This is a genomic window from Streptomyces sp. NPDC001744 (assembly GCF_042892575.1).
Lineage (GTDB): Bacteria > Actinomycetota > Actinomycetes > Streptomycetales > Streptomycetaceae > Streptomyces.
Genome location: NZ_JBIAUG010000044.1, coordinates 1 through 13704 on the forward strand (window position 1 = coordinate 1; position 13704 = coordinate 13704).

The following is a 13704-nucleotide window of genomic DNA, read 5'->3' on the forward strand; positions in this document are numbered from 1 at the left end:
TCCTCCACACCTACAACCACCACCGCTGCCACACCGCACTCGACGGACACCCGCCCATCAGCCGAGTCAACAACGCTGCGAGTCAATACACCTAGCGGCTACGACCTACAAGGGCTTCTGATAGACCTCAGGCATCGGGTGCCCCGTACCTTTGCTCCACTGGTGCCGCTGCGCGTTGTACTCCGTGTCAGCCTTGATGTCGCCGCCACGAGACCGGGCGCCGCACTCGCAACGCCAGTGCCAATTCATCTCGTTCTGGGACCAGTCGTACCCGGAGCCTGAGACGGTCTCTGACTGCGCCGCAGCATTTTGGAGCGCACGCCGAATGATCAACGCCCCGGCCACGACCACTGCGGCCGTCGCGCGACCGGCCCACCTTGGAATCTCCATGCGCCGAACCGTAACGCTTCGCTGCTCTCTGCACGCAGAAGGCCCCGAAACTGGTCCGAGGCCTCCGTCTAATCACTCTTCGCCTGGCTGTCGGCGTGCGATGCGAGCCCGCCACCTGCGGGCCAACCTGAAGTACTTCCGACACACGCCCTAAGGGCTGTCCCGTAAAGATCTTCGAGTCAGTAGGGCCGTGATCGGCTGCTGTCCGCTCGGCTCGCCTATCGGTCGAGTGCGAGGTTGTGCAGGCGGGCGATGCCGCTCATCGCGTGATGGACGCCGTCGCCCTTCAACCGGCAGTCGCGGAGGATCTTCCAGGTCTTCATGCGGGCGAAGGCGTGCTCGACACGGGCGCGGCCCTGACGGTGGGAAGTGTTGTGTTCTTCTTTCCAGGCCGGCAGTTCGCTCTGCCCGCACTCGCGACGGTGCGGAATCACCAGGCCGGTGCCCTGGTAGCCGCCGTCGGCGATGACGGTGGTGCGGCCGACGGCCTCCTCGGCTCCGGACAGTGCCCACGCCTTGCAGTCGTTGCAGTTGCCGGGCAACGGCCGGCCGACCATCACGACGCGCCAGGTATCGGCGTCGATGACGACCTGGTGATTGGTGGAGTACCGGTAGTTCTTAGACCGCTCGGCCACCGTGTGATCGCGGGTGGGGACCAGAGTTCCGTCCACGATGAGCACGGTGTCCTTGCGGAACCGTCTGCGGGGCTTGAGCGCGAGCCGGGGGCCGAGGTGGCCGACGGTGCGGCCGGCCGCGGACTTTGAGACGCCAAAGAGCGGTGCGAGCTGGCGCAGTGTCAGGTTGGTGCGCCAGTACGCGGCCACCAGGAGCAACCGGTCTTCCAGTGGAATCCCCCACGGCCGGCCGCGCCGAGCGATGTCGGCGCCTTCGCGCCGCAGCGCACGCACCACCTGGTTGAACTGGCGCGGAGCCATACCGGTGAACGGGACTATCCAAGACGGCTCCGAGGCCGTGATCACACCAGACACGACAGAGATCATTTACATCGGCATCAGCCGGAGCAATCTCAGCCGAGGAAGTCCTTCCAGAGCGGGACGGATGCCTGTGGATTCCAGGGCGTGTCCTCGTCGATCTCGCCGAACTCGCGGTCGATGTAGTCGGCCAGATCGTGGCCGTAGCAGATGATGTCGGTCCCCCACACCGATAGGACCGGATGCCCCGGAGTGTCACGACCTGCGGGTATGAAGCGGTGCGCGTAGACGGGAACGAGTCGTGGCGCTCGTGCAAGTACCGCTCGGGCTACCTCCAGAGCCTCTTCCTTGGAGGTGGGACGCGCTCCCAGGGCCGGATGCCAGCTGCCATGAGCGACGTCGCCCAGCACTTCTCGTACCGGCCACTCCAGCCGATGGCGCAGGTCGTCTTCATCAGCGTGACGCCAGTCGGGCCAGGGCTGCTGCCAGGCCGCGCCTTCCTCGGGAGGTGAAGTGACCGGCAGCCCCGCTGCTAGAAAAGCACGATGCTCCGGGGAGAACTCGAGCTCATAGGTCGCCTCGATCCGGCTGAACTCTTCCTCCGTGAGCCCTGGAGCTATCTCGCAGCAGTCCGCCTCCGCCAACCGCCGCGCGGCCTCCGCACCCAACCAAGCGCCATCAAAGTAGATCACTCCGGCACCGTACACACGCTGCGTGCACGGCATCACATCTTTTCGAGCCTCGACTCGGGCCTCCAGGTCATTGCGGGACAGCCCTTAGCCACGTCCGGCTTGTCGTCGCGGGCGTCAGGCTGTGAACGGGACACCGACCGGCTTCACGGCGGGGCCGGCCCCTCGTGAGGGGCAGAGAGGGGCCGGCGCCGACCAGCCCGGGGCGGCGGTCCTGTACGCCGCCCTGCCGCCACCGTACGAGCCACTTCCGCAGGGCGCAGTTCCTGTTGGGCCGCCAGGGCGACGCCCCACGGAGGAGAGTCCCCCGGCACGCCCGCTGCCGAGCTCACGAGACCCCGGACCCTTCGGCGGGTCCGGGGTTTCACGGTGGTGGGGGAGTGGTCAGAAGTCGTCCCCGTAGCCTTCCCGGTCGGAGGGCGGCCTGTACCGTTCGATGAGGTCGCAGGTGCACGTACCGCCTTCGTACAGCTCTCCGTCGCACTCCTCGTGGTGCTCCCGCACCCGCCGCCTCGTCGGGACCGCCGCCAACGAGGGCTGCGCGGCGGGCGGCTCCGTGGCGGCCTCGACGGCCGGCACCACGCCTGCCCACTCCATGCCGAGTGCCGCCAGGGCGGCGCGCTGCTCGGTGGTGAGCTTGTCCCGCCGGCTCTTGGTGTTCGAGAGCCATACGCCCAGCTTCACCGGCACCGGCCCGTCCTGGCCGTCGACCGCAACCTCCACGACCGCGCCGCGGGGGACCGGCCGCTGTCCTTCCTTCTCCACCCACTGGGCGAGGGCGGCCAGGCCCCGCTGGAACGCCGCCTGCGCCTTGCTCCCGGGCTTCTTCGGCCCTTTGAGGGCGGCGGCCAGTGACGGGCGGAGTTCCGCCGGGCCGGCGGCCGTCACGGGGAGGGCGGCGCCCCGCACGCCCAGTTTGGCCAGCCGTTCCCGCTGCTCGGGCAGCAGCTGCGCCCAGGTACCCGACTCCTGCTGCCTCCATCTCCACGTGCCGATGTCATCACCGTCGAAGACGACCCCCGGCGCGATGTGGGGCAGGTGGCCGTCGGCGTCGACGAGGTCGGCGAGGACGCGGTAGTGCCGTTGCCAGTTCAGCGGCCACGGGCAGTTCCAGTCCTCGTCGATCTCGGCGAGCTGTGCGGCCCGGGCGGCCGCGATGTCCTCGTCCTTCCCGAGCCCGCCCTTGCGGCGCAGGTTGGCCATGTGCTGCCCGATGGGCACCATCGCCTCGCCTTCGCCCCACATCGCGTCCTGCCGGGGTGCGAGGTGCCCGGTGGCCTTCCGGTAGGAGCGCAGTGCGGCGAGTGCGATCTCTCGGTTTTGTGACAGTGGAGTGAGAGACAGCGAGGGTTGAGGGTGTTGATGCTGGTCATGGGTTGTTTCGGGGCTACGGGGTCGCTGTCGTGGAGGTGAGAGATCCACGGGGCATCGCTGTCGTGGAGCGTTATCGCGTGAGGGGTGACGCTGTCTCAGTTTCGTGAGTTCTGATCCGCTGGCCGATGGGTGTTGGTGTGCTCAGGGGTGTGGATCAGGGAGAGCAGGACCCGGCCCCGGAAGGAGCGGGTGGTGGTTCGAGTGGGGCTTTGCCGGCTGCGTCGGTTCGGGCGTTGCGGGGACCGGCGGTGCGCCGTCTGCTGGCCCTGCGGCGGGAGGGGATGCTCACCGCCACGCGGGTAAGGTCGGCGGCGGACGTGCTCGGGGTGCGGGAGCGTGCGGTGTGGCGGTGGCTGGCGGCCGCCGAGCGGGATGAGGCTGCGGCCCGGGCACCGGGGGAGCGGGCTGCGTATCCCGGGCGGTTCACGGTTACTGATGAGGTCCGGGCTCTGCTGGGGCTGTGGAAGGGCAACGTTGCGGCGGTTCATCGTGAGCTGGCCGCTCGCGCGGCCAGGGGCGAGGGGGATCCGCCTCCGTCGATCCCGACGCTGCACCGGGCGATCCGCCGTGATCTGACGCCGGGGGAGCGGGCCGGGCTCGCGGGAGGGGAGCGGGCGGCGCGGAAACACGATGTGTTCCTGACCCGGCCACGGGGCTGGCGCAACCACGTGTGGGAGACCGACCACATGCAGGCCCCCGTGCTCATCGATGTCGACGGCAGGGCCCGCAGACCGTGGATCACCTGGTTCACCGACTGCGCCACCAACGCGATCACCGGCGTCGCCGTCACCCCGGTACATCCCTCCCGGGAGTCGGTGCTGGCCGCGCTGCGCTCCGCGGTCCTGCGCGAGGACCCCTACGGCCCGTTCGGCGGCCTGCCCGAGAAGGTACGAGTCGATCGCGGCAAGGACTTCCTGTCCAGGACGGTGACCGCCGCGTTCGATCTCCTGGACGTCACCGTGGAGGACCTGCCCGCCTACACCCCCCACCTCAAGGGAACCGTGGAGGGCCTGAACCGGGCGGTGGAGAGCATGTTCCTGGCCGCGCTGCCCGGCTACGCCCGCCAGCCGCGCCCCGGCAAACGCCCCACCCGCCCGAAGGACGAGGTACTGCTCGGCTTCGAGGACTTCACCGCCCGGCTGCTGGACTGGACACGGTGGTGGAACACCGAACATCAGCCCGCACCTTTGCGGGGCAGGACCCCGCTTGAAGCGTGGCAGGACGATCCCACTCCGCTACGGGACGTGCCGGCCGCGGATCTGTGGACGTTCACCCTGGAGGACGCCGGCACCCGCACGCTGACCTCCCGCGGCATCCGCTTCAAGAATCGCGACTACGTGGGAGCGTGGATGACCGGCAAGGCCGGCATCCAGGTCCGGGTCCGCTTCATGCCCCACCACGACCACCGCATCGAGGTCTACCACGCCACCACCGGCCGCTACCTCGGCCCCGCCGACCTGGCCGACCAGGCAACCGAGGAACAGCGCCGCGCTGTACGGAAAACGCGGGCCGCCCGTGCGCGCCGCCTGAAGAAGGACCTGGAGGCCTCGCAGCGCGAGCGCTACGCCGCCGCCACCCAGGCCGAGCCCCCTCGGCGGCTCGGCGCGCTGACCACCGCGCAGGCCGAGGCCGAACTCGCCCAGACTGCCGAATCCGACCTCGCGCAGCTCGCGATGCCGGACCTCATCCCGCACGCCGCGCCTCCGGCCGATTGGCGCACCCCGGCTTCCCTGGCCGCGCTGACCACGCCAGGCCCGCCCGTCCGGTACCCGTCCGGCCGTCATGGGGCTTCCGCCCTCGACGGCCCGGGCGGGCGGGCCGCACGTCCCACCACCGATGAAGACGGAGATGCCTCGTGACTGCGGCCACCTACCAGTACGTCGACCTGCCCGACGCGTCCGTGGTCACCACCCGCGCCCTGCTCACCGCCCGGGAGAACATCAGCGACACGGTCGCCGCCCGCGCGATGATGTGCATCCACGGCGGTGCCGGCTTCGGCAAGACCCTCGCCGTCAACACCTGCCTGCGCGAACTCGAACCCGGCGAGGACGTCCGCAAGATCACCTTCCGGGCTCGGCCCACCGCCCGCGCGGTGCGCTACGAGCTGTTCACCGCGCTCGACCTGGCCGGCGAGCCACCGCGCCACCCCAGCGAGTTCGATCGCCTGCTGAAGATGGCCCTGGCCGAACGCCCCCGTACCTTCCTCGTGGATGAGGCCCAGTGGCTCAACGGGGAGGCGTTCGAATACTTCCGCTACCTGTGGGACGAGCCCTCCACCCAGCTCGCGATCATCTTCGTCGGCGGCGCGGGCTGCCACACCGTGCTGCGCCGCGAACCGATGCTCTCCTCCCGCATCTTCATCTGGCAGCAGTTCACCCGCCTCACCCCCAGCGAGGTCCTCGAGGTGATCCCGCTGTTCCACCCGGTCTGGGCCGACGCCGACCCCGAGGACATCACCTTCGCCGACAGCCACGCCGCGCACGGCAACTTCCGCGCCTGGGCCCAGCTGACCGCCCACACCCGCACCGCACTGGCCCGCACCGGCCGCCCCCACGTGGACCAAGAGCTGCTGCGCTGGGCCTTCAGCCGCCTCGCCTGACCACACCGTCCATGCCTCCTGCCCCGCCGCTGCCGTCCGTCACCGTGATTCTCGACCGTCACGACGACATGCTGCACACGCACACCGCCCTGGCCGCCCACCATCCGCCGTCCGGCCGGATCACCCTGCACCCCGGCCCGGGCACCACCAGCGAAACCGGCCTCGCCCACGACCTTCTCGCCGCCCTGGGTAAACCGCCCCTGCTTCCGGGCCGCTTTCCCGGCGGCCGTCAGCCCGCCTGGGAAGCCGCCACGGCCTGGTTGACCGCTCTGCCCGTCACCCGGCTGACCGTCCTGCGCGCTCACCGCCTCACTGCCCGCCGCACGATGCGCCTTCTGCAGCTGCAGGCCCGCACCGGTATCCACCTGACCCTGGTCTGCCACCGCCCTCACCTTCCCGCCGCCCTGCACCAGGCCCTGCGGACGGCCGACTACTCCGTCACCGCCGACATCGAGGCTGCCCGCCGCCACTACTACGGCACGCCTATCGCCGAACCCCCGCCTGCAGACGAGCCCGCCGGGCCGGCCAGCCGGTGGCTCACCCTGCCCGCACTGGACCGCCTCGTCTCCTACGACAGCCCCCGCCCCTGCGCCGACCCGTGCGCGCCACCGCCGATCGCCTGGCGGCACCGCCCACCGCCCGCTCCTCTCACCGCGCCCACCGCCCAGCGAGTCGCCCACCGGCTGCACGCGGCGACCGCACATCCTCGCCTGGCCGCGGCCGTCGCTGCCGCACTGTTCACCGGCGCCTCCCTCCAGCAACTCGCCACCGCCCGCCTTCGCGACTACGACGACGCCGCGGCCATGCTCGCCCTGCACGACCGAGCCCGCTACACCGACGGCTGCGCCGCCTACCCCGTACCGCCCTGGGCCAGCGTCTTCCTGCGGGCCGCGGCCTGCTTCACCCGGCTCGTCTGCGGCGAGGACCAGGAACTGCTCGCCGCGCCAGGTGACCGTGCGCACCTGCTGCGGGTGGCGGAGGCGGCCAGGCTGCGCCCGCCCCAGCCGCCCGCAGCTCGCCGTCGAGGCCCGGTCGGCCGTGTGGAGTGGGACTGGCACGAGAGGCAGGAAGCCGAGCGGTACGAAGCGGTGCCGGTCAATCGCGTCAGGGCCTCACGACGCTGAATACCCTGACCTGGTGACGCGACGGGCCAGGCTCAGCCGATCGAGAAGTCGGCGAACTCGACGTCGCTGAAAGCGATGTGCAGACCATGGGCCCGACGGCCCCAATCGCGAAAATAGGCGTGCCCCAGCGCGCGAGCCAGGATCACCGTCTGCTGCTGTTCGCCCGCACCGGCATCCCGGGCGGCGAACAGCTCCCGGGCTACCTCTCCCGGCAGGTCCTGGGTGATCCATCGCACCCGCGGATCGTCCGAGGACCCCGCAGGAGCCGCGAACCCGAACCGCGCCCGGGTATGGAAGACGAACCCCTCTGCCTCGGCCTGGGCACGCCGACGGGCTCGTATCCGGGGCTGCCAACGAGCCCGGACCGCTTCCTCGATCGATCGGAGATGCGGCGGACCCGGGGGACGACGCGCTCCTGGCTTCTTCGTCACCCACCGCTGCACGGTGCGCTGGGACACCCCTAGCACGGCGGCTACCTTCCGAGTGGAACCACCGTGTGATGCCAGCAGAAACCGCAGGCGGGCCCCGTTGCTTGAAGGAACGGCCCGGGTGCGCAACGCGCGCTCCAGCCCCTGCTCGATCTGTCCCACATCTGCCTCCCGAAGCCGCCAGTCGGCAAGGCCGGCACCTGCAGTCTGTCGTGTCAGTTCTCCCAGGTCGTCTGCCACTGCCTGCCAGGTTTCTGCGTTCTTGGGACAGCGCTGGCTGACGCAAGCTACGAGCCTTGGGCGAGCACCGGCGACAAGTTGGCGGCTCAGATGACGACGGGCGTCGCCGACATCCCGGTGTTGTCCTTCTGGTATCGAGTCCCTAGGAGGGGCTAGGCGGGAGCTCCACCCGGGTCGTGTCCCTTTGAGAGCTCAGCGCGCTTTGGCCCCGCCACGCTCGCGCTGAAGATCTCCGAGACCGGGCAGCCCCAGGCCGCGCCCGGCTGGTCGGGCCCGTAGGGCTTGAGCCCGCATGCCCGGAAGAATGCCAGCCGGTTGGCTGCATCGTCGCCGTCCTGTGGGACCAGGGCCAGGAAAGTATGTCCGGCTTCGTGGGCTCGGCGGGCTACCTCGGTGAGGAGCGCGCGGCCGACTCCGCTGCGACGGCAGGCATTGGCAACGGCCACGGTCAAGACGAACGCCTGCTCGCCGGCATGCGTCTCCCGGCCTTCGTCGTGTCCGAAATCGCAGTGGAGATGGAACTCGGCGACCCCGACAACAGTTCCGCAGACCTCGGCCACGACGACCTCCATGCCCTCGGGGTCGTAGGGCCCGCAGATGGTGAGGCCAGTAGAGTCCAGGATTTCTTCCACCACCGAGTGGTCGACCTCGGTGATGTCGCGGATCAAGGGCACGGTCTGAGTATCGCAGGGCTGTTGGCGCGGAGTATCGCTCGTGCTGACGGTCTTTGCCTCACCGAGCCGACAGGAACGACTGGGCGGGGTGGGTCCGCCAGAACAAGGCGGCGGTCCTTGGAAGACCCCTGCCGGATAGGTCTCGGTGGCGTTGTAATCAGCGGCCGCTTCGGGCCCTTGCGCGCTGAGCTATGCGCCGGGCACCCGTTGCATTCATCCGCCAGCGCGCGAACTCGGTGCTGATGCCGAAGCGGGCGGCTACGGATTCGTCGGGCACGCCGTTGTGGGCCAGCCGGCGGGCCGCGTCGAAGGGGAGGAGCAGTTCACCGGAGAGCTCTGCCGCTTCGCTCTCCTGGTCGTGGTCGCTGTCGCGGCACTCACGCCCCGAGGTACGGAGCAGCGTGGTGAACTCGTGCTCAAGCAGGACGTGGGACATCTCGTGCGCGAGGGTGGAGACGCGCCGGGGACGTTCGTGTCCGGAGTTCTCCACGATCACCCGGCGGCGGCCCAGGCACAGGACCGCCGCTGAAAAGACGTCGGGACGGACTTCGGTGAAGTGACGCAGGGCGGCCATCGCTCCGGAATGGTCTTCAGCCACTTCGTGCAGGGTGAAGACGTCGATGCCGTAGAGCTCCGCGAGAGCGTACGGGTCCATCGGCTCGTGCGCCGTGACACCGAGCTCTTCCCGCACCTCCAGTGCCAGGCGCTTCGCCTCGGCCTTGAACCCTCTGCGCACTACGCCTCCTTGTCCCGGGGCAGGGCCTTCACGCGGCGCACCGTAGCCTGAATGACAGCCTCCAGATAGGTGACGTCCTCAGGTTCGAGGTCCTTGCGGGCCCGCAGCAGTGAGCCGATCTGCGTGACAAGCTCCGGCTCCTCCCGCTGTGCGGGCGCGTCACCTCCCACCGCGAACTGCTCGGCGGGAACTCCGAGCCACTGCACCAGGGTGATGAAGGCGTCCGCGTCCGGGCGCAGTCCGTTGGCCATCCGGGAGAGCAAAGACGGGCTGACCTCGAGTTCCTTGGCCAGTTGCCGCCAGGAGAGTTCGCGGGCGGTTCGCTGGGCGTCGAGCGCCGAGTAGAGCGCGTCGACGTCGATCTGGTCCTTGGCCACTTCGGTCCTTCCACTCCCAGAAGAGTCGTTTCTGAAACAGTGTTTGACTATCACAACATAGATGATCTATTCTCGACGCAGCGTCTCGAAGTCGAGACGTTCAGGCTAGCGTGAAAGGAATCAACCGACCATGCCCAAGAAGACCTCGACCTCCAGCAGCGGCCGCGGACGCAGTGCGATCACCGGCAGGTTCGTCAAGCAGTCCACCGTCAAGCGCCACCCCAAGACCACGGTCAACGAGACCCCCAAGAAGAAGTAGGTGTGTGGACGGAAACCGTCCGCACACTCACCCACCCCGAAGAGAAGGTTCACCTGACAACGGTGAACCTTCTCTTCCGTTCAGGCAGCCGCTCACGCCCATTTCATGCCCAGCGCGGCGAGGGCGGTGCGTTGCTCCACCGTGAGCTTGTCCCGCCTCGACTTTGTGTTCGAGACCCATACCCCCAGCCGTACGAGCACCGGCCCGTTCTGGCCGTCGACCTCAACCTCCACGACCGCGCCGCGTGGGACCGGCCGCTGTCCTTCCTTCTCCACCCACTGGGCCAGGGCGGCAAGGCCGCGCTGGAACGCGGCCTCGGCCTTGCTCCCAGGCTTCTTCGGCCCTTTGAGGGCGGCGGCCAGTGACGGGCGGAGTTCCGCCGGGCCGGCGGCCACCACGGGGAGGGCAGCGCCCCGCACGCCCAGCTTCGCCAGCCGTTCCCGCTGCTCGGGCATCAGCTGCGCCCAGGTACCCGGCTCCTGCTGCCGCCATCTCCAGGTGCCGATGTCGTCGCCGTCGAAGACGACGCCGGGGGCGATGGCCGGCAGGGCACCGTCGGCGTCGACGAGGTCGGCGAGGACGCGGTAGTGTCGCTGCCAGTTCAGCGGCCACGGGCAGTCCCAGTCGGGGTCGATCTCTGTGAGCTGCGCCGCGCGCACGGCGGCCCGCTCCGGGTCCTTGCCCAAGCCGTTCTTCGCGCCCTTCCTCCTCAGGTTGGCGATGTGCTGCCCGATGGGCATCATGGCCTCGCCTTCGCCCCACATCGCGTCCTGCCGGGGTGCGAGGTGCCCGGTGGCGCGCCGGTAGGCCCGCAGTGCGGCGAGCTTGGTCTCCCACGCCTCTTCGCCCGGCTCCCAGACCATCCCGGCCTCGGGTGCGTCGAGGAGCTCCTTGCGGTGGGAGTTGAGCTCCCCGGCGCGCAGGGCCCGGCGCTGCCGGTGCACCCACTGCCCCAGCGGGAACATGGTGACCCCGACCTCGACCTCCGCATCCCGCGGAACGGCGTAGACACCGGTAATCCCGTTTTCCTTCCGCCACCGGACGAGGGCCTGGTAGCCCTCGAGCCACACCAGCGACTCGGGCCGGTACACCCGGGTGCGCAGGAACGCCGCGATCGTCGCCGCATCCCGGGGCGAGGAGAAGTGCAGCAGGGCCGACTCGGCGGCCGCGTCGGTGTCGTCGTCCTCCTGGTCTTCGCCGTCGCCCGCGCCGCCGGCGCCGACGATCCGCCCTTCCTCGTCACGCCGGACGTGCATCTTGCGCTTGCCGCTGGTGAGCGCCCGGGAGGCGAGCTGCTCGACCAGGCGTTCGTCGTGCGCGCGCAGGCCCTGGAGGACGGCTACAAGGGGGCGGAACGAGGCACTGGCGACCATGTCGGTGGGGTCCTCGTTCGGCTCCAGGAACACCGGCACGATGATCCTGGCGACCTTGGTGCTGCCGTCGCGGTTGAGCCGGAGGGCCCGGCCGATGTTCTGCACGATCTCGACCTGGGAGCCGCGGGTGTCGGCGAAGCAGATCGAGTCGACGCCCCGCTCGCCGGTGATGTCGACGCCTTCCCCGAGCACGCGGCAGCTGGCGAGGAAGGCGCGGTGGACCCGGCGCCCGGCCGCGTCGATGCCGTTGGCGAATTGCCGCAGGACTTCGCGCCGCTCGGCGACGAGGTGGTCGCCGCACAGCCAGGCGGACCAGACGCGGTCCGGCGGGACGTGGCGGCCGGCCTCCAGCTCGTAGAACTCCGCGCCGATCGACGACGCGGGCAGCTTCCCCGCGGCGGCCAGGTCCTCGTCCGTGGCGTCGTTCATGTAGAGCTCGGCAGCGGTCTCGGGCAGCTTCTCCGCGAACGCCGCCGCCTCCTCGACCTTCTGGTGGAACGTCATGACGGTGCGCAGATTGTGAGCCGACGCGTGCTCCAGGAGCGCGGTCTGCAACAGCGCCAGACGCCGACCCCGCCGCGCCTCCTCCGACTCCCCGAGGACGGGGGAGGGGTCGCGGATCTCCAGGACGTCGATCTCGAAGCCGGCGAGGATTTCGCGTTCGATCGCCTCCGACAGACCCAGCTCGGCCCCCGGCAGCCACGCACCGAAGATCCCGTCCGGATCGTCGGCCATCGTCGCCAGCTCCACCTCCTGGCCGTCGCTGTCCTTCTGCGGCCGGGGAGCGGCGAGGATGCGCGGGGTCGCGGTGAGGTAGAGCCGGAAGTCGGCCGGGATCCGGGCGTTGTCGTGGATCGCCGCCCACGGACGGCCAAGATCACCGGCGGTTCCGTGGGCCTCATCCACGATCGCGAGGTCGAAGCCGTCCATGCGCTGCCCGTAGAGCCGCTCCCCGCCCGCGAGCGCGGTCTCCAGCGGCCCGCGCATCTTCTGCCGCCCCGTCGGGTCTTCCGGGTCCTCGCGGTCCACGAGGGAGGCGTACGTGGCGAACACGACGACCGGCCCGTGCCCGGCCCACAGGGCCAGCTGGATCGGGTTGGTCGTGGTCCGCACCCCGAGCGAGTTCAGCACGGGGTCGTTCTCCAGCGAGCACACCGCGACCATCGGCGCGGTGTGGCCCACCGCGCGCCATGCCTGGGCGGTCTGCACGAGCAGGTCCAGGGTCGGGACGGTCACGAGGATCCGGCCGTCCGCGAAGCTCTCCAGCGCGCACGCGGCGGCCATGATCGTCTTTCCCGATCCGGTCGCTGACACGATCGTGCCCCGGGCCCCCTGCGGGGGCACAGATGACCTTGCAGGAAATCCCACCCACTTACGAAACGCCGATCGCTGATCTACCTGGTGTTCCTTGAGCTGAATTGCTGACATTTCCGCTTCTCCCCGATGCCCAAATTTCTGTGGTTCTCCAGACGCCCATGGCGGAATGCAGGCCACACCGGCGTCTCTCAAAAACGACCAGCCCGGTGGACAACTCCACTCCGCGCCGGCACAGAACGCTGACCACGCCGAGCGCCTCCAGGCACGCCGTGGTGTCCGGTGGGTGCGCGGCAGGACCGTCTCCCGGACATGCACCATTCCAGGTGCTCCACCCCGCAGCCGGGGGTACTGGAGGTCGAGAGAGGATCGCCTGAGATGCTGGCGGCATGATCACTCCCTTCCTTGTCGGCGTCGTCATACTGGCCAGCGTCCTCACCCTGGCCGTGTGGGTCTGCATCAACTTCGTGCAAGCCTGCCGGGAGCGGCGCGCCTGAGCCCCGCAGTCCCGACAGATGCCATGCCGCCCAGCTCCACCAATTCACGCAGCGCCCCCGGCTACCGCCCCGGGCCTCCAGCGCCGCCACCAGATCACCCACCTCAGCCGTGGGTACGCCTTCCTTTCCAGGAGCCCGAGCACCTTCAACCCCGGCCCGTTGCCCGCCCTCTGGCACCGCGTCACCCGGCGCAAAGAATCGCTGCGCGGGATCAGGTCCGGTAGATTCGTGGTGACCGGTCACCCGCGGCCGTGCCTCTCGGAATTGGGGGAGGTTCCCGGGTTGTTGGGGTGTCCTGCGTTTCCGCCCAAGGTACATGCTGCATCTAACGGATGCACGCGGTACACTGGAACCCACCCGAACGAGCGACCCCCCTCGTAGCCAGCCCGGCCCGCGCCAGCGGGCCCCAACGGTTCTGGAGGCGCAGCCGGAAGGACCGTCAGGCGGGGGAGCGCAGCGGACCCGCCGGGAGCGCCCCGCGCTCCCCTCAACTCCCGTACTGGAGGCCCCACTAGCCGCACCCACCCGACCCGATCGGCCCGGCCGCGCGCTGCGCGGCCCGCCGGGCGCGCAGCGGCCGGCCCCACCGCCCCCAGGAGCGCAGCGGAGGGGGGCGCCCGCGCACCGCGCGGGCCAGCGGGAGCGCAGTGACCGCCCCCGCTTCCCAGCGCGCAGCGCTGGGTTACCCGCTCCGCGGG

Annotated in this window: 11 protein-coding genes and 1 pseudogene; 4 read left to right on the forward strand and 8 right to left on the reverse strand. The window is 70.0% G+C overall.

The window, feature by feature from the left end:
* Positions 1 to 608 precede the first annotated feature (608 nt).
* The 3 genes and pseudogenes from ACFYZY_RS29680 to ACFYZY_RS29690 all read right to left on the reverse strand — a co-directional run.
* Positions 609 to 1379, reverse strand: coding sequence for a transposase (locus tag ACFYZY_RS29680; protein WP_388700308.1), 771 nt, complete (start codon positions 1377 to 1379; stop codon positions 609 to 611).
* Between the two features lie 38 nt (positions 1380 to 1417).
* Positions 1418 to 2014 carry a hypothetical protein gene (locus ACFYZY_RS29685; protein ID WP_388700311.1) on the reverse strand — a complete coding sequence of 199 codons (597 nt, stop codon included), beginning with the start codon at positions 2012 to 2014 and terminating at the stop codon, positions 1418 to 1420.
* Positions 2015 to 2395: 381 nt separating this feature from the next.
* Positions 2396 to 3325 (reverse strand): annotated as a pseudogene (locus tag ACFYZY_RS29690) (helicase associated domain-containing protein); the annotation flags it as partial.
* A 308-nt stretch (positions 3326 to 3633) separates the two neighbouring features.
* Between ACFYZY_RS29690 and ACFYZY_RS29695 the strand changes: the two are divergent.
* Genes ACFYZY_RS29695 through ACFYZY_RS29705 form a run of 3 tightly spaced genes read left to right on the forward strand, consistent with a single transcriptional unit; the run spans position 3634 to position 7108 of the window.
* Positions 3634 to 5244, forward strand: coding sequence for a Mu transposase C-terminal domain-containing protein (locus ACFYZY_RS29695; protein WP_388700325.1), 1611 nt, complete (start codon positions 3634 to 3636; stop codon positions 5242 to 5244).
* Positions 5241 to 5984, forward strand: coding sequence for an AAA family ATPase (locus tag ACFYZY_RS29700; protein WP_388700312.1), 744 nt, complete (start codon positions 5241 to 5243; stop codon positions 5982 to 5984). Before ACFYZY_RS29695 ends, ACFYZY_RS29700 begins: the two co-directional genes overlap by 4 nt.
* Positions 5985 to 5995: 11 nt before the next feature.
* Positions 5996 to 7108 carry a hypothetical protein gene (locus ACFYZY_RS29705; protein ID WP_388700313.1) on the forward strand — a complete coding sequence of 371 codons (1113 nt, stop codon included), beginning with the start codon at positions 5996 to 5998 and terminating at the stop codon, positions 7106 to 7108.
* Positions 7109 to 7140: 32 nt separating this feature from the next.
* On the opposite strand, the gene tpg is transcribed toward ACFYZY_RS29705, so the two are convergent.
* The 4 genes from tpg to ACFYZY_RS29725 all read right to left on the reverse strand — a co-directional run bounded on the left by tpg (position 7141) and on the right by ACFYZY_RS29725 (position 9563).
* The gene (tpg, locus tag ACFYZY_RS29710; RefSeq protein WP_388700315.1) at positions 7141 to 7776 is read right to left on the reverse strand and encodes a telomere-protecting terminal protein Tpg; all 636 of its coding nucleotides are present in this window, start codon (positions 7774 to 7776) and stop codon (positions 7141 to 7143) included.
* Positions 7777 to 7928: 152 nt separating this feature from the next.
* A complete protein-coding gene (locus ACFYZY_RS29715; RefSeq protein ID WP_388700318.1) occupies positions 7929 to 8450 on the reverse strand; it encodes a GNAT family N-acetyltransferase in 522 nt (173 codons plus the stop codon).
* Positions 8451 to 8607: 157 nt separating this feature from the next.
* Positions 8608 to 9186 carry an ImmA/IrrE family metallo-endopeptidase gene (locus ACFYZY_RS29720; protein ID WP_383445994.1) on the reverse strand — a complete coding sequence of 193 codons (579 nt, stop codon included), beginning with the start codon at positions 9184 to 9186 and terminating at the stop codon, positions 8608 to 8610.
* Positions 9186 to 9563, reverse strand: a complete 378-nt coding sequence (locus ACFYZY_RS29725; protein ID WP_388700321.1) for a helix-turn-helix domain-containing protein — start codon at positions 9561 to 9563, stop codon at positions 9186 to 9188. Before ACFYZY_RS29725 ends, ACFYZY_RS29720 begins: the two co-directional genes overlap by 1 nt.
* A gap of 130 nt (positions 9564 to 9693) precedes the next feature.
* Here ACFYZY_RS29725 and ACFYZY_RS29730 point away from each other — a divergent pair, with 130 nt between their 5' ends.
* On the forward strand, positions 9694 to 9822 hold the full coding sequence (locus ACFYZY_RS29730; RefSeq protein ID WP_365519954.1) for a hypothetical protein: 129 nt from the start codon (positions 9694 to 9696) through the stop codon (positions 9820 to 9822).
* 92 nt (positions 9823 to 9914) lie between these two features.
* On the opposite strand, the gene ACFYZY_RS29735 is transcribed toward ACFYZY_RS29730, so the two are convergent.
* Positions 9915 to 12623, reverse strand: coding sequence for a Helicase associated domain protein (locus ACFYZY_RS29735; RefSeq protein ID WP_388700323.1), 2709 nt, complete (start codon positions 12621 to 12623; stop codon positions 9915 to 9917).
* Between the last annotated feature and the right edge of the window lie 1081 nt (positions 12624 to 13704).